Origin of the sequence: Streptosporangium amethystogenes subsp. fukuiense, assembly GCF_042665875.1 — a bacterium.
GTDB classification, from domain to species: Bacteria; Actinomycetota; Actinomycetes; order Streptosporangiales; family Streptosporangiaceae; genus Streptosporangium; species Streptosporangium fukuiense.
In genome coordinates, this window is record NZ_JBHTEE010000001.1 from 8477385 (window position 1) to 8495915 (window position 18531).

Annotated in this window: 16 protein-coding genes; 7 read left to right on the forward strand and 9 right to left on the reverse strand. The window is 71.2% G+C overall.

Annotated elements, in window-relative coordinates; all coding sequences use genetic code 11:
- Nucleotides 1-19: 19 nt before the first annotated feature.
- Both cysD and cysN read left to right on the forward strand, forming a co-directional pair.
- Complete coding sequence (gene cysD / locus ACFQVD_RS37700) at nucleotides 20-934, forward strand: sulfate adenylyltransferase subunit CysD (protein ID WP_343962578.1); 915 nt, start codon at nucleotides 20-22, stop codon at nucleotides 932-934.
- 79 nt (nucleotides 935-1013) lie between these two features.
- A complete protein-coding gene (cysN, locus tag ACFQVD_RS37705) occupies nucleotides 1014-2276 on the forward strand; it encodes a sulfate adenylyltransferase subunit CysN (RefSeq protein ID WP_386368784.1) in 1263 nt (420 codons plus the stop codon).
- A 137-nt stretch (nucleotides 2277-2413) separates the two neighbouring features.
- Here the strand turns inward: cysN and ACFQVD_RS37710 are convergent, their stop codons facing one another.
- A complete protein-coding gene (locus tag ACFQVD_RS37710) occupies nucleotides 2414-3475 on the reverse strand; it encodes a hypothetical protein (RefSeq protein WP_343962574.1) in 1062 nt (353 codons plus the stop codon).
- Nucleotides 3468-3992, reverse strand: a complete 525-nt coding sequence (locus ACFQVD_RS37715) for a hypothetical protein (protein ID WP_343962572.1) — start codon at nucleotides 3990-3992, stop codon at nucleotides 3468-3470. The genes ACFQVD_RS37710 and ACFQVD_RS37715 overlap by 8 nt, the downstream gene beginning before the upstream one ends.
- A 496-nt stretch (nucleotides 3993-4488) precedes the next feature.
- Here ACFQVD_RS37715 and ACFQVD_RS37720 point away from each other — a divergent pair, with 496 nt between their 5' ends.
- The 5 genes from ACFQVD_RS37720 (at nucleotide 4489) to ACFQVD_RS37740 (ending at nucleotide 9968) form a co-directional block, all read left to right on the forward strand.
- The gene (locus tag ACFQVD_RS37720; protein WP_343962570.1) at nucleotides 4489-5058 is read left to right on the forward strand and encodes a hypothetical protein; all 570 of its coding nucleotides are present in this window, start codon (nucleotides 4489-4491) and stop codon (nucleotides 5056-5058) included.
- 449 nt (nucleotides 5059-5507) lie between these two features.
- Nucleotides 5508-6596, forward strand: coding sequence for a Vgb family protein (locus ACFQVD_RS37725; RefSeq protein ID WP_343962567.1), 1089 nt, complete (start codon nucleotides 5508-5510; stop codon nucleotides 6594-6596).
- Between the two features lie 218 nt (nucleotides 6597-6814).
- A complete protein-coding gene (locus ACFQVD_RS37730; protein ID WP_364223656.1) occupies nucleotides 6815-7747 on the forward strand; it encodes a sulfotransferase in 933 nt (310 codons plus the stop codon).
- A complete protein-coding gene (locus tag ACFQVD_RS37735; RefSeq protein ID WP_343962563.1) occupies nucleotides 7744-8685 on the forward strand; it encodes a glycosyltransferase family 2 protein in 942 nt (313 codons plus the stop codon). Before ACFQVD_RS37730 ends, ACFQVD_RS37735 begins: the two co-directional genes overlap by 4 nt.
- Before the next feature lie 26 nt (nucleotides 8686-8711).
- Entirely contained in the window at nucleotides 8712-9968 is a 1257-nt protein-coding gene (locus ACFQVD_RS37740) for a WecB/TagA/CpsF family glycosyltransferase (RefSeq protein ID WP_386368787.1), read from the forward strand.
- 27 nt (nucleotides 9969-9995) lie between these two features.
- On the opposite strand, the gene ACFQVD_RS37745 is transcribed toward ACFQVD_RS37740, so the two are convergent.
- The 7 genes from ACFQVD_RS37745 to ACFQVD_RS37775 form a co-directional block, all read right to left on the reverse strand.
- Nucleotides 9996-10898, reverse strand: a complete 903-nt coding sequence (locus ACFQVD_RS37745; protein WP_343977900.1) for a sulfotransferase — start codon at nucleotides 10896-10898, stop codon at nucleotides 9996-9998.
- Nucleotides 10899-10915: 17 nt separating this feature from the next.
- Complete coding sequence (locus tag ACFQVD_RS37750) at nucleotides 10916-12214, reverse strand: lipopolysaccharide biosynthesis protein (RefSeq protein WP_343977883.1); 1299 nt, start codon at nucleotides 12212-12214, stop codon at nucleotides 10916-10918.
- Nucleotides 12202-13059: a sulfotransferase gene (locus tag ACFQVD_RS37755; RefSeq protein ID WP_343977880.1), complete on the reverse strand. Its 858-nt coding sequence runs from the start codon at nucleotides 13057-13059 to the stop codon at nucleotides 12202-12204. Before ACFQVD_RS37755 ends, ACFQVD_RS37750 begins: the two co-directional genes overlap by 13 nt.
- Nucleotides 13060-13141: 82 nt before the next feature.
- Nucleotides 13142-14155: a hypothetical protein gene (locus ACFQVD_RS37760; protein WP_343977877.1), complete on the reverse strand. Its 1014-nt coding sequence runs from the start codon at nucleotides 14153-14155 to the stop codon at nucleotides 13142-13144.
- Nucleotides 14152-15510 carry an RNA-guided endonuclease IscB gene (gene iscB / locus ACFQVD_RS37765; RefSeq protein ID WP_343977874.1) on the reverse strand — a complete coding sequence of 453 codons (1359 nt, stop codon included), beginning with the start codon at nucleotides 15508-15510 and terminating at the stop codon, nucleotides 14152-14154. The genes ACFQVD_RS37760 and iscB overlap by 4 nt, the downstream gene beginning before the upstream one ends.
- 313 nt (nucleotides 15511-15823) lie before the next feature.
- Nucleotides 15824-17128, reverse strand: a complete 1305-nt coding sequence (locus ACFQVD_RS37770) for an O-antigen ligase family protein (protein WP_343977871.1) — start codon at nucleotides 17126-17128, stop codon at nucleotides 15824-15826.
- On the reverse strand, nucleotides 17125-18345 hold the full coding sequence (locus tag ACFQVD_RS37775; protein WP_343977868.1) for a YveK family protein: 1221 nt from the start codon (nucleotides 18343-18345) through the stop codon (nucleotides 17125-17127). Before ACFQVD_RS37775 ends, ACFQVD_RS37770 begins: the two co-directional genes overlap by 4 nt.
- Between the last annotated feature and the right edge of the window lie 186 nt (nucleotides 18346-18531).

Sequence of the window (18531 nt, forward strand, 5' to 3'; positions counted from 1 at the left end):
TCCCCGCTAGGAGAGTTTGATGCTTCAGCGCGACTACACCACGTCGCAGCTCGACGTCCTCGAGGCAGAGGCGATCCACATCATGCGTGAGGTCGCGGCCGAGTTCGAGCGTCCCTGTCTGCTCTTCTCCGGTGGTAAGGACTCCATCGTCATGCTCCGCATCGCGGAGAAGGCGTTCTGGCCCGCGCCGATTCCCTTCCCACTGATGCACGTCGACACCGGCCACAACTTCACAGAGGTCATCGAGTTCCGGGACCGCCGCGCCGCGCAGCTGGGCGCGCGCCTGGTCGTCGCCAGCGTCCAGGTCTCCATCGACGCCGGGCGCGTCGTCGAGGAGACCGGCCGCAGGGCCTCGCGCAACCGGCTGCAGACCACGACGCTGCTGGACGCGATCGAGGAGAACGAGTACGACGCCGTGTTCGGCGGTGCCCGCCGCGACGAGGAGAAGGCCCGCGCCAAGGAGCGGGTGTTCTCCTTCCGCGACGACTTCGGCCAGTGGGACCCCAAGAACCAGCGTCCCGAGCTGTGGAACCTCTACAACGCCAGGATCCGCAAGGGCGAGCACATCCGGGTGTTCCCGCTGTCCAACTGGACCGAGCTCGACATCTGGGACTACATCCGGCGCGAGGGCATCGAGATCCCCTCGATCTACTACGCCCACACCCGCAAGGTGTTCGAGCGCGACGGCATGCTGCTGGCCGACAGTGAGTTCATCATCCGCGATGAGGACGAGCCGCTCCAGGAGATGACGGTCCGCTACCGCACGGTCGGCGACGTGACCTGCACCGGCGCGGTCCAGTCGGGTGCCGCGACGGTCGAGGCGATCATCGAGGAGATCGCGGTGAGCCGGATCACCGAGCGCGGCGCCACCCGCGCCGACGACCGCGCCTCCGAGGCGTCCATGGAGGACCGCAAGCGGGAGGGCTACTTCTAGTGCTCACCCACCCTCCCGTCTCCCTTCTTCCCGCGCGGTCCCGCGCCGCGAGCCGTACGACCTCTGGAGAGCACCTCTGATGGACATCCTTCGCTTTGCCACGGCGGGAAGCGTCGACGACGGAAAGTCGACGCTCATCGGGCGGTTGCTCTTCGACTCCAAGGCGATCTTCGAGGACCAGCTGGAGGCCGTCGAGCGCACCTCCCGGGACCGCGGCACCGAGTACACCGACCTGTCGCTGCTCACCGACGGCCTGCGGGCCGAGCGGGAGCAGGGCATCACCATCGACGTGGCCTACCGCTACTTCGCCACTCCCAAGCGCAAGTTCATCATCGCCGACACCCCCGGGCACATCCAGTACACCCGCAACATGGTCACCGGTGCCTCCACCGCCGACCTGGCGATCGTCCTGATCGACGCGCGCAAGGGCGTGCTGGAGCAGTCGCGGCGGCACGCCTTCCTCACCACGCTGCTGCGGGTGCCGCACCTGGTCCTGGCCGTCGACAAGATGGACCTGGTCGACTACTCGCAGGAGCGGTTCGAGGAGATCCGCGAGGAGTTCACCGCCTTCGCCTCCAAGCTGAACGCGCCGGACCTGACGTTCATCCCGATCTCGGCGCTGCACGGTGACAACGTGGTGGCACGCTCGGAGAACACCCCCTGGTACAACGGGTCCTCGCTCCTGCACCACCTGGAGCACGTGCACATCGCCTCCGACCGCAACCTGGTCGACGTGCGCTTCCCCGTGCAGTACGTCATCCGCCCGCAGCGGGCCACCGACCCGGCCTTCCACGACTACCGAGGCTACGCCGGCCAGGTCGCCGGAGGCGTGCTGAAGCCGGGGGACGAGGTCATGCACCTGCCTTCGGGCCTGGCCACGCGCATCGCGTCGATCGACACCTTCGACGGACCGGTCGACGAGGCGTTCCCGCCGATGTCGGTGACCCTCCGGCTGGAGGACGACATCGACATCTCGCGCGGCGACATGATCTGCCGCCCGAACAACCAGCCGCACGTCTCCCAGGAGCTGGAGGCGATGATCTGCTGGATGACGGATTCCAGCAAGCTGGCCCCGCGCGCCAAGCTGACCATCAAGCACACCACCCGTACGGCCCGCGTCCTGGTCAAGGACCTGCACTACCGGCTGGACGTCAACACCCTGCACCGGGACGAGACCGCCTCCTCGCTCGGTCTCAACGAGATCGGACGCGTCTCGCTCCGCGTCACCCAGCCCCTGTTCGTGGACGACTACGCCCGCAACCGCCTCACCGGTGGTTTCATCCTCGTGGACGAGGCCACCAACAACACCGTCGGTGCCGGCATGATCGTCGACGCCAAGTAGCTGCCACCGCCCGCGCCCGGCGCCGTGGTCTCCTTCCTCGTACGTCACGGGAGAGACCCGGCCCGGGCCGCGGGCGGTTCCGTGTCTTCGGGACCGGTCATTGTCGTCCGGCCGTCGGCGCGGTACGTCGGCCGACGTCAGACGAGGTCGCCGCGGAGATGACCGGCGGCCGGGATCCGCTGACGTGCGCGGAGACGACGGAGGCCGATGAGGAGGATCACCGCGGCGACAAGGGCCACCAGCCCGGCGAGCGAGAGGGCCAGCGTCAGTGGGGAGTCCAACGACGCCGGTGGGCCCCAGCTGCCGGGCTTGGCGGGGAAGGTGAGCGTTCCGGTCGCGGTGTGCCCGATCCGGCCGCCGCGGAGGGCGAGGCGGAACTTCCACGGTCCGTCGGGGAGGACCTTGCCCAGCAGTACGGTGACCTCTCCCTGCTCGCCGGGCGCCAGGGTCGTGTCGCGGTCGGTCGGGAAGGGGCCGGCGCTCAGCGAGCTGGGCCCTGCTGACAGGGTCAGCTGTCCCTCGACGTCGATGGCGCGTCGTCCGGTGTTGGCGACGGTTGCCACGACCTTCGGCTGCCCGTCTCCGGTTCGCTGCGGGACTATCCCGCCGATCCGGAAGTCCGAGGGCGGTTCACCGCCCGGACCGACGTCGAGATAGACGCGGATCCCGACGCGGTTGACGAGTGCGACGTTGCCTCTCGGGTCCGGGCCGGCCGAGGAGACCTCTGCCCAGATGACGGCGTACCGCTCCGCCTTGGTCGCCCACGCCGGCACGGCGATGGTGGCCTTGACCGGTGCGCTGCCGTGTGCCGGCAGGTCGGCCGCGGGGCGGTTGAGCGTGATCCATGAGCTCAGCTCATTGGGGGTGCGGCCCGGTGCGAAGGTGAAGCGGGCGCCGCGGATATCGGCCGCGCCGGCATACAGCCGCACGTGCTGGGGCTTGGCCGAGGTGCTGTAGACCTCGAAACGCCGGGTGAAGGTGGTGCCGGGATTGACATGGTCGACGATGAAGGCATGTGATCGCGGATCGTCCATCCGGTTGGCGGGAATCTCCAGCAACCTGATGCCGAGGAATGCCTCGTCGGCCGGACGCGCCTCCCGGTGCCCGGTGCCCGCGCTCGCCGGAGCACCGATCATCGTGTGCGACAGGAGCGCGAGCAGCGCCGCCGAGACGAGCCGCCGTAGCAGTGGGCTAGGCAACGGAGTGGCTCACCGTGCCGGTGTAGGTGCCGGTCACGGCCTGGGCGGGAACGCTGATGACGATGGTCGGGTTCCAGGTGGCGGAGTTGTTGCCGGAGCCGGTCGTCTTGCTGAAGGCGGTGCGCGACGCGCTCAGCGTCTGCGCGGCCGCCGCGTTGGCCTGGCCGGGAGCGAAGGTGCCGGTGCCGGTGGTGGCGGTCGCGGGGCCGGACCAGTAGGAGACGTTGGCGGTGGCAATGGTCTCGGCGGCCGTGCCGCCTCCCGTGGTGAAGCCCCCCGAGGCCGCGATGACCGTCGCGATCCAGGTCGCGGTGAGCGCGGCACGCTGGTCGGACACCGTGATCGAGCCGAGCTGCCCGCTGATCTGGTTGCCCGGCGTGCCGCTTCCAACGCTGACCGGGCCATTGGGAACGGTGATCGTCAGCCCGTTCGGGGCGGTCACCGTGAAGGTCACCGTGGTGGAACAGGTGGTCGACGCGGGGCAGGTGTCGGCCTGGGAGGACGGAGCCGTCATCATGGCCGCCACCACTCCGGCGATACCTGCCAGAGGAATGCAAAGACGGTTTCTGGACACTGCTGATCTCCTCCGCCGGACTCTCGCCGCTGGGCCGGGCCGTTCTTACGTGATCACATCTTGCGTGGCGATCGGTTTTCGAGAGCCGTCTCCGGAGGCATCTGGAAACATTTGGTGATCACATGATGACTACCGGTAATTGTCGGATCGGTGACCTGATCGTCGGAAAGGGCGTGCGGACGAACCGGCCGGGTGACTGGACCAGGCGGACCCTCTCGCCACCTCTCTCGCCGGGGCTGGTCTTTCACCGGTACCGGCCGACCTGCCCGGCTGCGTCGGCGCGAGGTTTCCCGCGATGCCTTTGCCGGGGACTTACCGCCCACGGACGAGTTTGGAGAACGTCCCCCGAATCGTGTGATCTAGGCTGCCATCGGTTTCCGTGCGTCACCGAACGGATGCTCCACGTGCATCGCCCACGACTCACATGTGAGGAATCGCCATGAGGAAGAGCCGGGCCGGCGGCTTCGTCGCGCGGACCCCCTTGTCACTGGTTGCGTCGATCGTCCTGCCGCTGGCCCTCGGCGCTCCCGCGGCTCCGACCTCCGGAGCCGTGGCTGGCGCGACGGTCGCCTGGCGCGCCGACACGCTGACGATCACCGTGCCCACCTCGGCGAATCTGGGCAGCGGCGCCGCGGGCGGCACGATCAGCGCCTCTCTGGGTACGGTGACCGTGGTCGACTCCCGGAGCGGAGTTCCCCCCTGGACGGCGACCGTGTCGGCCACGGACTTCACCACCGGTGGCGGATCGCCAGCGCAGACCATCACAAAAGCCAACATCTCCTACTGGTCCGGCACAGTCACCGATTCATCGGGTGGCGGCAGCCGCACTCCCGGGCAGGCCACCGCGGCCCAGGCTGTTCCCCTGTCCACATCGGTGACCGCCTTCACCGGACGCAAGACGATATCTCTGCCCACCTCCACGAGTTGGGCGCCGACGCTCGTCGTCACCGTCTCGGCCGCCACCGCCACGGGTGTCTACCGCGGTGTCATCACCCACTCGGTCGCCTGAGCGGCGGTCCGCTGTCCGGCGCAGGACGATGACGCCGGCCGATCGAGCCGCTCTGCCGCCCGCGGGGACCACCCGGAGTCCGCGCGTCCGACGCGTCTGAGACCGCCCGCCGACGGAACCGGACGCGCCCCTGGTCGCCGCCGATGAGTTGGCGCTTCCATGACCAGCCACGGACGCAGATGATCGACGACGAACGGCGGCCGAGCGGGATATTGGGATCGCCGAGGCCGGACAGCGGTGACGAACATCGTCCGGAGCGGGCCTTCAGGGTGTTCGTGCAGGGTGTTCGTGCCGATGCCCGCAGATTCTCGCTCACAGCGCTCCGACGCCGCGGATCTCACATCGCTCGAATACACCCGGCGGTCCACCCGCCTTCCTTTTGGGCTTTCTTTTTTCGAAGGGACGTCATGCATCGCTACTCAAGGCGCCTGGGATATCCGCTCGTGGTCATGGCTCTGATCCTGGCGGCGAGCATCCCCATGCCCGTGTCCGCCTCCGGTGCCCCGCCACACCGGCCCTCCCTTCCGCGTCCATGGGTGAAGATCTGCCTCAAGCTCAAGCAGATGCCACAGCATCGGCGCATCCGCTGTCACTTCCCGCCCGCGTCCCGGCCCCGGTTCGCCACGGAGGCCGGGCGCACGGCACAGATCCTGCGGACACCGACGATCAATGAGCTGTCGATACCGACCAGCCCGTCGACCCCCATCGGGATCGCCACCGGGCCGGACGGCGCGGTGTGGTTCGCGGAGAACTACGGCAACAGGATCGGGCGCGTCACCACGGCGGGCGTGTTCACCTCGTACGCCATCCCCACCACCGACTCCCAGCCGGGGCACCTCACCGCGGGTTCGGACGGTGCTCTGTGGTTCACCGAGGCGGTGGGCAACAAGATCGGGCGGATCACCACCTCGGGGACGATCACCGAATACGCGCTGCCCACCGCGGGCGCCTACCCCTGGGGGATCACCGCGGGTCCGGACGGCGCTCTGTGGTTCATCGAGGTGGAAGGCAACAAGATCGGGCGGATCACCACCTCGGGGACGATCACCGAGTACCCGCTGCCCACCGCGGGCGCCTACCCCTGGCGGATCACCACCGGCCCGGACGGCGCCCTGTGGTTCACCGAGGCGCTCGTGGGCAACATCGGGCGGATCACCACCGGCGGAACGATCACCGAATTCGCCGTCCCGTCCTCCGGCGCGGTCCCCATCGGGATCACCACGGGACCGGACGGCAACCTGTGGTACACCGACGCCAACGGCAAGGTCAGCTCCATGACCACCGCGGGCACCTTCACCGAGTACCCGCTCACCGATCCCGACAGCTGCCCGTGGGGCATCACCGTCGGATCGGACAACAACCTGTGGTTCGTCGAACAGTGCGCCAACAACGTCGCCAGCGTCACCACCTCGGGGACGATCACCGAGACCTCGCTGCCGACCGTCATCTCCGGGCCGTTCGACATCACGGCCGGACCCGACGACAACCTCTGGGTCACCGAGGACTACGTCGACAAGATCGCCGTCGTGACTCCCTGAGCACGCCGGCCGGCGACCGGGTACGGGATGCTCCAGGTCCCGCACCCGGGTCGGCCCTCATCGTGGGAACGCGGCACCGGCGGACGGTGCCGCGTTCACTGGGTAGATCCTTTGTCCGTTCTCTGACCTCTCCGTTACGCTCCGCGCTAGCCTCGGCACGTTCCGTATCCATCGGGTAAGGATTCGTGCCTGTGTCTGATAGTCCGTCACCTGCTCGGGTGGTTTTCCTGGGCGGCCTCGGCCGCAGCGGGACCACGCTGCTGGAGCGCCTGCTCGGGGAGGTCCCCGGTATCGTGCCGCTCGGCGAGGTCGTCCACCTCTGGGCCAGGAGTGTGCTCGCGGACGAGGCCTGCGGATGCGGCGAGCCCTTCGGGACGTGCCCCTTCTGGGACAAGGTCGGGATGCGCGCGTTCGGAGGCTGGTCCGCGGACCTGGCCCGCCGGATGATCGCGCTCAGGGCCCGCGTCGACCGCACCCGGCGCATCCCGACCCTGGCCAGGATGCTGGCCGAGGAGCGGGCGGGAAACGGCAGGTGGCCGACACCCGGAACCGCCGAGCTGGACGAGTATGTCGCCGTCCACCGCGATCTGTACGACGCGGCGGGGGAGGTCGCCGACTGCCCGGTCGTGATCGATTCGAGCAAGCACGCCTCGCTGGCCTTCTGCCTGGCGGCGGCCGGGGTCGACGTCCATGTCGTGCACGTGGTCCGCGACCCCCGCGCGGTCGCGCACTCCTGGCGCAGGCGGGTCGAGCGCCCGGAGGACGGGCGTCCGATGACCCACTGGTCACCTTCCCGCACCTCGCTGCACTGGCTGAGCGAGAACCTCGGCCTCGGACTCCTCGCCCGCAGGGGTGTCCCGGTCACCCGGGTCCGCTATGAGGACCTGCTCGGCGCCCCCGCCGACACGCTCAGGCGCCTGGTCGCCGGGATCGGCCTCTCCTGCCGCCTCGACTTCCTCTCGGGCAGCTGGGCGGAGCTCTCGACGGCGCACACCGCCTCGGGCAACCCCATCCGCTTCACGGTCGGCCGTACCGAGCTGACCAGGGACGACGGCTGGCGTGCCGCCGCGGGGTCCCGGCAGCTGCGCCTGGTCACCGCGCTGACCTGGCCGCTCATGATCAAGTATGGCTATCACAGGAGACTCGCGTGAACACATCGGTGGGTGTCGTCATCCCCACCCGGGGACACCGGCCCGACCAGCTGCGCGCGGCCACGCTCGCGGTGCTCGGTCAGGACCACTCCGGTCCCGTCGAGGTGGTGGTGGTCGTGGACGGCGGAGATCCGGCCTGGGTCGCCGACCAGGTGGCCGACCTCCTGGCCAGCAGGGCACTGGCACCCGGCCGGCGCGGGGCGCCCTCGCGGGGAGTGCGGGTGATGGCCAACCGGCTCACCCCGGGCCTGCCAGGTGCCCGCAACACCGGCATCGCGGCCCTCGGCACCGATCTCGTCGCCTTCTGCGACGACGACGACCAGTGGCTGCCCGGTAAGGTCGCCGCCCAGGTCGCCGCGCTTGAGGCGGAGCCGGACGCCCGCTTCTCCAGTTGCGCCATCGAGGTCGAGTACGGCTCGCGCCGCATTCCCCGCCTGGCGGGGACCAGTCGCGTCACCTACCGTCACCTGGTGCGCTCGCGCATGGTGATGGTGCACTCCTCGACGTTCGTGTTCCGGCGCGGCGGGCTCTGGGTGGACGAGAGCGCCCCCAAGGGCCAGAACGAGGACTGGGACCTGGCGCTGCGCGCCGCGGCCCAGCACCCCATCGTGCACGTCGACCGGCCTCTGGTCCGGGTGCGCTGGGGAGGCTCCTCGTACGTGGCCCGCTGGGCCGACCGGATCGCCGGGCTGCAGTGGATGCTCGCCCGGCACCCTGATCTGGCCGTGGATCCGCGCGGCGCGGCGCGGGTCTACGGTCAGCTCGCCTTCCACCACGCGGCCCTCGGCCAGCGGCGGGAGGCGGGCCGCTGGGCCTGGCGGGCGTTCACCGCACGCCACGGCGAGCCCCGGGCACCCATCGCGCTCGCGGTGGCGGCCGGCCTGGTCCCCGCGCGGACCCTGCTCAGCGTCCTGCACCACCGAGGGCACGGCATCTGATGGCGCCCATCACCGAGCGTCCGCGGGTGACGGTCCGCTATGGCCCGCAGGTCGCCCCGCCCTCGGCCGGTCAGGCCGTCGAACGCCTGCCGGTGCTCGCGCGCCACGGCGTGCAGGTCGTCCCGCTCCTGCCGGGGCGGGGCGCCGAGCGCCCGTCAATGACCGCTCGCCATGATCTGCTCGCCGCTCCGTCGGAGGTGGGGCGGACCGCCGATCGTCCGCGCGCGTCCGCCCGCTACGGCCTGCCGGTGGTTCCCGCCGTGATGGGGCAGGTCACCGGGCATCCTTTGGCGCCATCTCGCTACGACCCGCAGATCGCCCCGTTCGCGACGGGCAAGGCCGTTCACGCCGTGATGTCGATCCCGCCCGTCACCGACCACCGGTCCGCGACCACCGGGTATGGTCCGGTGCCCGGCCTGCCCGCCGTCGCCGGGCGGGCCGGGACGCCGGCCGCCAGGCGGGGGGCGACGCAGGTCGCCCCCCGCCGGCGGCCCAGGCCGGACAAGGCCACCCGCAGACGCCTGCGCAGGCGCGTGCGGGTGGCGGGCGTCGCGATCGATCCGATGACCGAGGGCGAGGTGGTCGACCACGTGGTCGCCGCGCTGAAACGCGGTGAGGGCGGCCACCTCGTCACCCCGAACATCGACATCAGCCGGATCGTCGCCCGCGACGAGCGGGCCCGCGGCTTCGTCGAAGGCGCCGACCTCGCGGTGGCGGACGGCATGCCGTTGGTCTGGGCGGCGAGACTGCTCGGCACCCCCCTGCCCGGCCGGGTCGCCGGTGCCGACCTGATCTGGTCCCTGTCGGAGGCCGCCGCCTTCTACCGCCACCCCGTGTACCTGCTGGGCGGCCCCGCGGGTGCGGCCGTGCAGGCGGCCTGCGAGCTGGTGGGCCGCCACCCGAAGCTGATGATCGCCGGAGTCGACGCCCCGCCGTACGGGTTCGAGGACGATCCGGAGAGCTATGCCCGGGTACGCGACGCCGTGATCGCCGCGGCACCCCGGCTGGTCTTCGTCGGGCTCGGCTTCCCCAAGCAGGAGCGGCTCATCGCCTCGCTCCGCCGGGACCTGCCGGGCACCTGGTTCGTCGGCTGTGGCTCGGCGATCGCCTTCGCCGCGGGCACCGTCCGGCGGGCTCCGGCGTGGATGCGCGGGGGCGGCCTGGAGTGGCTCTTCCGGCTGACCCGGGAGCCTGGCAGGCTGGCTCGCCGCTATCTGGTCGACGACCTGCCGTACGCCCTCAGGCTCCTCGCGGTATCCCTGCTGCGCGGGCTCTTCTCCTGAAAGACCCTCCTGAGAGAACGCCGTCCGTCAGGAGGCCAGCTCCCTGACCCGGAGGGCCTCCTGCGGGCTCAGCCTGGCGTCGGCCTCGGCGAGGGCGCGGCGCGAGTCCATCGGCCGGTAGGCCGTACGGGACAGGCCGCTCCAGGCGAAGCCGTCGCCACTCGCGCCGGACGCGGCGGTGCACGCGTGGCGAACGCGCCCCTCGGCGCGGGCCGACCAGGTCAGGCCGGTCCGTTCGTACAGGCGGCGAAACTCCGTCAGCGGGTCGCGGGCCAGGTCCTCGTAGCGGGCCAGGGTTATCCGAGGATGCCGTCCGGCCAGGTCGGCGGCGGTGATCCCGGCCGCCCGCCACAGGGCCACGGCCTTGGCGATGCGGTCCTGGGAGCCGACCAGCGGGCGCAGCGCCTCCAGGTGGGGCTGGTCGCGCATCAGCAGCGGCTGTTCGAGTAGTTCGTGGAAGTAGACGGTCCAGCCGAGCCGTTGCCAGCTACCGACGAAGGCCACCGGGTCGCGGAGCAGGATGATCACCCGACATCCGAGCCGGTCGGCGAACCATCCGGCGGAGAACAGCGCGAACGGGTCATCGAGCAGCGCCCGGCGGCCACGCAGCCGCCCCAGCGTGAACGCGGTGCCGTACCGGACCATCCGCGCCAGGTCGTACGGTGAGCGGTTGCGGCGCAGTTCGGCCCAAAACCCGTAGCGCAGCGCGACGGTGCGGGTGAAGGCGGGCAGCCAGCCCCGCTCGTTGTCGGTGCAGATGTACTGGAAGCGGTGGCCGACCACGGAGTCGAGGACGCCGGGGGAGCCGCCAGGCGGATGCTCGGGGTTGAGCGGTTCGTTGACGTAGACCAGTTCCCCGCTCGCCGCGAGCATCCTGCCCGTCCAACTCGTCCCGGTCCTGGGCAGCCCGGTGACCAGCACGGGGGGCATGGGGGGCACAGCGCCCATCAGGATGCCCGCCACGGGCTCAGGGCGGCCAGGCTGTGCGCGCCGAAGGGCCGCAGACCGTACCGGCGGTGGATGTGCCAGAGCGGCAGCAGGTTCTTGACCATCGTGCCCCCCGCCCAGCCGAGGGCGGCGCCGAGCGAGCCCAGGGAGGGGATCAGCAGCAGGTCGAGCAGCACGGTCGTGGCGACGGCGGCGGCCAGGTTGGCCAGGCTGGCGCCGGTGTGTCCGGCGGCGGTCAGCACCACGTCGGCCATCCCGCACGCGGTGGCGAGCGTCATCGTCACGGCCAGCACGATCGCCACCGGTGCGCCGGAGGCGTAGCCGTCCCCGAAGACGGCTCCGAGCAGCCACGGAGCGAGTGCCGCGTACCCGAGCCAGACCGGCCAGGTCAGCAGGACCAGCCAGAGGGTGGCCGACTGGTACAGCTCCCGGGCACGTGGCAGGTCGCCTTCGGCCAGGGCCCGCACCAGCCTCGGTTGGGTGGCCTGCGCCAGGCCCTGGCCGGCCAGCTGGCCCACGATCTTGAAACGGGTGGCGGCGGTGTAGACGGCGGCCTCGGCCGGCCCGGCCAGCAACGCCACGATCACGATGTCCAGCCGCTGGAACACCGCCTGGATTCCGGCCGCCAGCGATCGGGGCCAGGTGTGGCGCCACAGGTCGTGCGCGGTGCCCGGCAGGTAGGACGTCCGAGGCAGCCGCCGGTGCAACCAGACCGAGGCCAGCAGCAGCACCGGCAGGTACGGCAGTGCCCAGGCCGCGGCGAGCAGCGGCACCGAGTCGCGGCCCGCGAGCACCACGGTCCCGACCAGGGCGAGCTGGGCCGACGGCTGGAGCACGCCGTCCAGCAGCACGGTCGGCCGCATCGAACCGAACCCCCGGGTCGCGCTCACCATGACGCCCGAGCACGTCACCGCGGGCAGGGCCGTCGCCAGTACCCGCAGCGCGGGGTCGGAGGTGCTGAGGATGATCGCACAGGCGGCCGCCAGCGAGAGTGCCGCGACCGGGACGAGCGCCGCGCGGACGTAGCCGGAGGTGCGGCGGTGGTCGAAAGGACGGGACCTGGCGACGAAGTAGACGAGCCCGTTCCCCGCGTCCAGTCGCAGGACCGTGGCGACCGCCAGGCACAGGGCGGTCACCGAGAAGAAGGCACCCGCCGTCTCCTGGCCCACCCCCCTGGCGACCAGTACGACGGTCAGGAACTGAGCGGCGGCCCCGGCACCCGCCCCCAGCAGCCCCGCCACCCCGCTCCGCGCGGCCCCGGTCAGACCCGCCAGACGGGTGGGGCTCAGCGGCGCCACGACGGCTCCCCGCCCAGCCACGAGGTCAGCAGGGTGTCCTGCTCCTCGAAGCGGCCGGCCAGCTCGCGACGGAGCCTGCGGGGCATCGGAGCGGGTCTGGTCCGGGAGTTGTGCCGTTCGAACACCGGATCGCCGAGGTGCGGCAGCCCCAGGAAGGCCAGCACGCGGTCGTAGACGAGCTCCGGTTCGGCGAAGAACCGGCCGCTGTCGATGACGAGCAGGCGGTCCCTGCCGACCAGTGGCTCCAGCCGGGCGAGCTGCTCGGCGTAGCGGCCCCTGGCCAGGTAGGCGTGGTGGCGGTGGGACAGGTTCGTCGAGTGCGGCGAGTCGCGCAGGGCCCGCACCGCCCCGGCCAGCCGCTCCTCCTCCAGTTCCACGGCCCTGGCGAAGGACGGCTCCGTCTCGAACCCCCTGGCCAGTTCGTGGGCGTGCGCGGAGTAGGCCCGCTCGACGGGGTCGCGGACCAGTACGATCAGCCTGGTACCCGGCAGGTCGCGGGCGATACGGGGGCCGGCCAGGGGGTGGAACAGGTAGTAGGGCGACGACTCGAAGGCCTGGGGCCGGCAACCGTACCTGCGTGCCAGTGCGGAGGCCGACACCCGCAGCGGAAAGTGCGCCCGGTACCAGGACAGGCCCCGGTCGTACGCCATGTCGAAGTAGTGCACGCCCTTGCGCAGCACCGGTTTGAGGATGAGCGGGTGCTGGGACAGGGCGCGGTACAGCGAGGTGGTGCCGCAGCGCTGCGCCCCGACGATGAGGAAGGAGGGCAGCACTCGGCTCCCCGAGGTGAGGCGTCCCATGCCCCAGGTGGCCGCGTGGAGCGAGCGCTTCAGCGCGGGTTTCACGGCAGGGCCTCCTGGGGGTCGGTGGCGGGGGCGATCCGGGTGCCCCAGGTGGCCGCGTGGAGCGAGCGTTTCGGTGCGGGTTTCACAGCAGAGCCTCCTGGGAGTCGACGACGGGGTTGAGCCAGAGTTCCGGCGGCCCGAGGGGCGCGTGGCCGTCGGCCGCGTGCCGGTCGGCGAGCGCGATCAGGTAGCGGATGGCGGTCAGCCGGGATTCGGCAGCCGACAGCCCGAACGGGGCCAGGATCCGCAGGGCCCGCGCCACACAGGCTCTGGCGGCGGTGGCCGGGGCGTCGCGGCGCAGGGCCCGCTGGAAGAAGTGGTGGACGGCGTCGAAGCCGAGCGGTACCCCGGTGCCGAACCGCTCCCAGTCCCAGACCAGCAGCCGCCCGTCGGGGCCCCGAGAGATGTTCCAGGGCGTCAGGTCACCGTGCCAGGCGAACTCTCGTCCGGTGCGAGGCTCCGTCCCGGTGGCCCGAGCGCGGTCTCCGAGGGCACGCCCCGCCGGGTCCGGGTCCGGGCAGCCGGGGTCTTTGGAAGGCGCGCGGTCCGGGACCGGCTCCGCGGGGACGCGGGCGATCTCGGCGATCGCGTCGGTGAGGACGCCGCAGGGGATCCGTCCCCGCCGTACCGGGAGCGGGGTCAGCGCCAGTACGGACAGGCCGCGCCAGGATCCGTGGTGCAGCACGGCGGGTGGGACGACCGTCTTCAGCGGCACGCCGGCGAGCAGGTCGAGCGTCCGCGCCTCGTGCGCGACGAGCTCCCTGGTCAGGTCGGTGTCGCCGACCTTCACGAAGGCGATCGGCCCGTCGGGGCCGCGCGCCTCCAGGATCGGCTTGCGGTTGGCGCGCAGTGCGGGGCGCACGCGCAGCGTGACGCGGACGGGGGTGTCGAACACCTCGCTCAGGTGGTTCTCGATGCCGTCCTGCCCGGACGGCACGATGAGCCTCCCGCCGGGATGCCACCAGGCGCGGGGGACCAGCCTGCGGGGGAGCAGCCGGTGGGGGAGCAGGGTGTAGGGCCTCGGGGCGCCGGGACCGGGGAACAGCAGGTCGATGGTCTCGTCGAGGTAGCGCAGGCGGGCGCGCGCGTCGTTCATCGAATACCTTCAGCGTGGAGACCCCCGCCTTCAGGCGGGGGAGGAAACGCGGCGCGGTGCCGTGTTTCCGGGTGGGTGGTGTAGCCGTAGCCGTCGGCTCGTTGGAGCAGGCGGACGTGGCGGTGGTGGATTCCCTGCACGGTGCCGTGCCGGGTGGTGATGTTGAAGCTGCCGGTGGTGCGGACCGCGACCCGTCCGGTGTGGACTCCGGTGTTCTTGCCGGTCGGGACGGTGGCGCGGACCAGGTCGCCGGTGGCGAACCCCTTGACGTGCTTGGTCCGGGGCAGTCGTAGCCGGGGGAAGCCGTAGCGGTCGGGGCGGGTGCGGGCGTAAGTGCCACGCCCGGTCGCCTTGGCCACGAGCACGGTGGACGGCCAAGTGGTCACGGTGTCGAGGTCGCCGACGTGTAGCGCGTCCAAGGTGTGGGACTTGGCGGCGCCGGTGCGGGAGCGGTTCCATTTGGTGCGCCCGCCGGAGGCGGTGTGAACGGGCAGGCCGATGGCCTTCAGTGCCTGCCACAGTGCCCAGCGGGTGGCATTGACGGCGGCGGCGTCGCGCAGCGGAGCCTTCGCCTGCCGAAGGACCCTCGTCAGGAGGGCGGGCCTGTCCTTGAGGAACTCCTGCACAGGGGTGGCGTTCTTGGTCTGGTTACAGCCGATGCAGGCCAGGGTGAGGTTGCTGATCCGGTCGGAGCCGCCCCGGGAACGCGGGTGGATGTGGTCGAGGTTGAGTGGTACGCCGCTCGCGCCGCAGTAGGCGCATGCCCGGCCCCATTTGGCCAGCAGGTATTCGCGGACCTCGTACCCGGCGAGGGTGCCCTGCTGGTATTCCACCCCTTCCAACGGCTTGCCCGCCGAGAGGGCGTGGGTGTCGAAGGAGACCTTCTCCACGTGGACGGTGGTGACGGGCGCCCACCGGGTCAGCCGCGCCACCCACGACATGGTGGTCTCGACGCGGTGTCGCAGCGACGGCGCGAGCCACCCTTTCGGTTTGGTGCGGTTGAGGAACCGGGGCGCGCGGTGGCGCAGGTTCCGGGAACGGCGGCCCCGGCGCAGTGCGGCCCGCGAGGCGAGCCTGTCGCGGATCAGCGCGCCTCGGTGGTCGAGCTGGATCGCATACCTCCCGTTCCGGCTCCCGTTGTGGTCGGTGAACACCGCCAGGCCGGTGTGCTTGGAACCGGGGTCGATACCGACCTGCACGCCTGTCACGACGGAGTCGGCCACCGACCGGTCCTTAAGACGGATGACGAACGGGGTGTGACGGTGAACCACCGCCCGCCCGGCCGCCAGTAGGCGACGGGCACGGGCGGGATGGCAGGGGTCGAGCGGGTGGCCGTGGGCGTCCAGGACGAACACGGCCGGATGAACCTCACGGTTCGCTCCCTCGGATGCCGAAGCGTCCTCGGGGTGACGCCGGTGCGGCGGTGCGGCCGGACCGGTCTCCCCTCGCCCAGGTTGAACACCAGATACCGCCGCCAGGCGGTGTCCGTGAGCCGTTTCGTGCCCACCCTCGGGCGTGTCTGCTCCCACGGATTCGAGAGCTTGGAGCTGAGGAAGCACCCCAAGGTCGGTCTGCGATCTTGTGTTCAACGTAGCCATCTGGATCACACCTCCAGTTCATGACGGCCAGGGCTGGTCAACGCGGGGCTTCGAAGCGCATCACCGCGCCTCAAGCCCCCTCCCTCAGGAGGGGGTCGTTGACCGAGTTCCTCCAGAGCAGCGCGAAGGAGATCAGGTACAGGCTGAGTGGTGTGAACAGCCCGTCGTAGACGAACATGTAGAGCAGGGTGAGGATCATCACGAGAACCCCCGCCATGCCGATCGGGCTCCGGTCGCGCCAGTGGCGGCGGACGGCCCCGGCGAAGAACGCCACGTAGAGCACGGCCCCGGTGAAGCCCTGCGTGATCATCAGGTACCAGAGCTGGCCGTCGCTCCCCAGCGGTGGGTGGCCGCAGGTGGGACACCAGCCGCTCCTGCCGGTGGTGATCGTCCGGTGGTTGCCCGTGGCGTTCCTGGTGTTGCCGTAGCCGATGAGCGGTGAGGTGCCCGCGGCGGCGACGGTCGCCGACACGGTGAAGGCGCGGATGTCGTTGCTGTGCGGGCTGTCCAGCCGCTGGGCCACCATCGTCTGCAGCGGGCTGAGGGCGAACACCAGTGCCCCCGCGACCAGAGCCGAGCAGGCCGCGATGCGGGCCCGCGCGTTCAGGCGCACCAGGACGTACGCGGCGGCGACGCCGAGCCCGATCCACAGGCCGCGGTTGAGCGAGTAGACGACGGGGATCGCGGCCAGCGCGGTCAGCGGGATCATGGCCAGGCGCCTGCGCGGGCCGCCGTACACCCACCAGCCGATCACGAACCAGACGAGCAGCACCGAGATGTTGCCGCCCCAGGCGTTGGCCCACTCGAAAGGCGCCTCCGGGCGGGGGGAGGCGTGGCCGAGGACCTTCTGCACCTGGGCGGCGGTGGGATGGATCAGGTTGTGGACGAAGGGGTTGCCGCTGATCCAGCCGGGGAGGATCAGCTCGACCGGTGAGGTGAACTCGGCGCGCGGGGCGAACACGCCCAGCAGGCCGCCCGCCACGGTCGTGACGAACAGCGCGCCGAGCATGCGCACCAGGGTGAGCTGGGGCAGCTCCTCCTCCGTCAGGTTGCCGAGGTAGAGCACCATGATCGTCAGTGACAGGTAGAGGCAGAGGCGTATCAGGTAGCCGGCGAGCCGCCCGGCGCCGAACTCGCCGTAGGTGCCCGGCGGCATCTCGCCGAGCATCAGCGCGCTGATCAGGTAGCCCGCCAGGAGCAGCAGCCAGAGCCCGAATCCGCGCGGCGCCCTGATCGGCCGCCTCCGCAGCAGGATCAGGGCCATCGCCGGGGCCGTCACGACCACCGACAGGCCGCCGAAACCGAGCGCCCACCAGACTGGATATCCCACCAGGAGCGCGGCGATCGGCCAGGCGGCCGGACGCAGCCTCCTCACAGCCGATGTCCCCTCCGCCCGGCCGTGGCCTGCCGTCCGGATGGGAGGTTCCCGGATGTTCCGGGTGCGACTCCGGTGCCCGGCGAGTCCGGTGCGGCCCGGTCACCGCCCGCCAGGCCCGCGAGGGGCCGTTCGGTTCTCCTGGGGCGGGCCGCGCCGGGCTGTGCCGCGGACGAGATGTGCGGGGTCCGCGCGGGGCCGGACGGGAGATCGGGCGGTGGGGCGTCACCGCGGCCGACGAAGGCGCCGATCACTCGGACTCCGCGGTCGTTCAGGGTCCGTACGGCGTCCCGCACCTCGCGTGAGGAGGTGCCGGGCACGGCGATCACGAGCACCGCACCCGCCAGGCCGCGGATCTCCTCGCCGCCGAGGGCGTCGAGACCGGTCAGACGCCTGACGTCGGCGGTGGTCCGCAGGGTGGTGTCGAGGCGGTCACGGAGCCAGGCGACTCCGACCCCGCAGAGCAGTCCCGCCATGAGGCCGCTGCCCAGGTAGAGGGGCGGGCGGGGGGCGCTGGGGGCGGTGGGCGCCACCGCCTTGCTGATCACCGATCCGGGGGTGACGGCGATGGTCTTGAGGGCGTCGTACCTGGCGGTGAGGGTTTGGGCCTGGCGGCCGAGGATGTCCTGCCGCTGGAGGGCGAGGGCTCGCTCCGTGGTGCCCCTGCTCAGCAGGGGGAGCGTGGTGGCGACCTTGGCGAGGCCCGCGTTGACCTGCCTCAGCTTGACCAGCACGGCCTTGAGCTGGGCCGTGAGCATCTGGGTGGACGACTCCCGGCGCTGGGCCAGGTAGGCGAGGGCGTAGGCGCTCGCGCCCGAGGCGGCCGCCTTCGGGTCGGCGGCGGTGCAGGAGATCTCCAGGACCGAGGTGTTGGGCGGCACGGAGACCACGGCGGGACAGCCGGGAGCGCCGGACAGCTCGTGGGCCTTCGCCGCGACCACCGCGGACCGGGCGACCTGGGCCTCGGTGTCGAGGTTGAGCGGTTCGCGCTGGCGGTTGGTGACCTGGTTGGTCTGTTCCGGCGAACCGGTGGCGGTCACCAGGACCTGAGCGGAGGCGGTGTAGGAGGGCGGGACGAGCCGTAGCAGGACTGCGCCGGCACCGGCTCCGGTGAGGAGCAGGGAGCAGATGATCAGCCATCGGCGGCGGAGGAACGACGCGTAGTCCGCCAGGTCTCCGCCTGCGCGGCGGCCGGGGGCGTCCGGTGACGGGCTCATGTCTCGCGAGTGCCTCTCCGGCGAACAGACGCTGGGAACCCTAGGAACTATAGGTCGGCCGCCCATTTCCCCGAACCAATACACAAGATTTTCTTCGCGTCGATCCCGCTAATCACGATGAGATAACAGCTATTTATCCGACATTTCCCACCGGCTGCTCCGGGGCTCCGGCACGGGCCGGTAAAG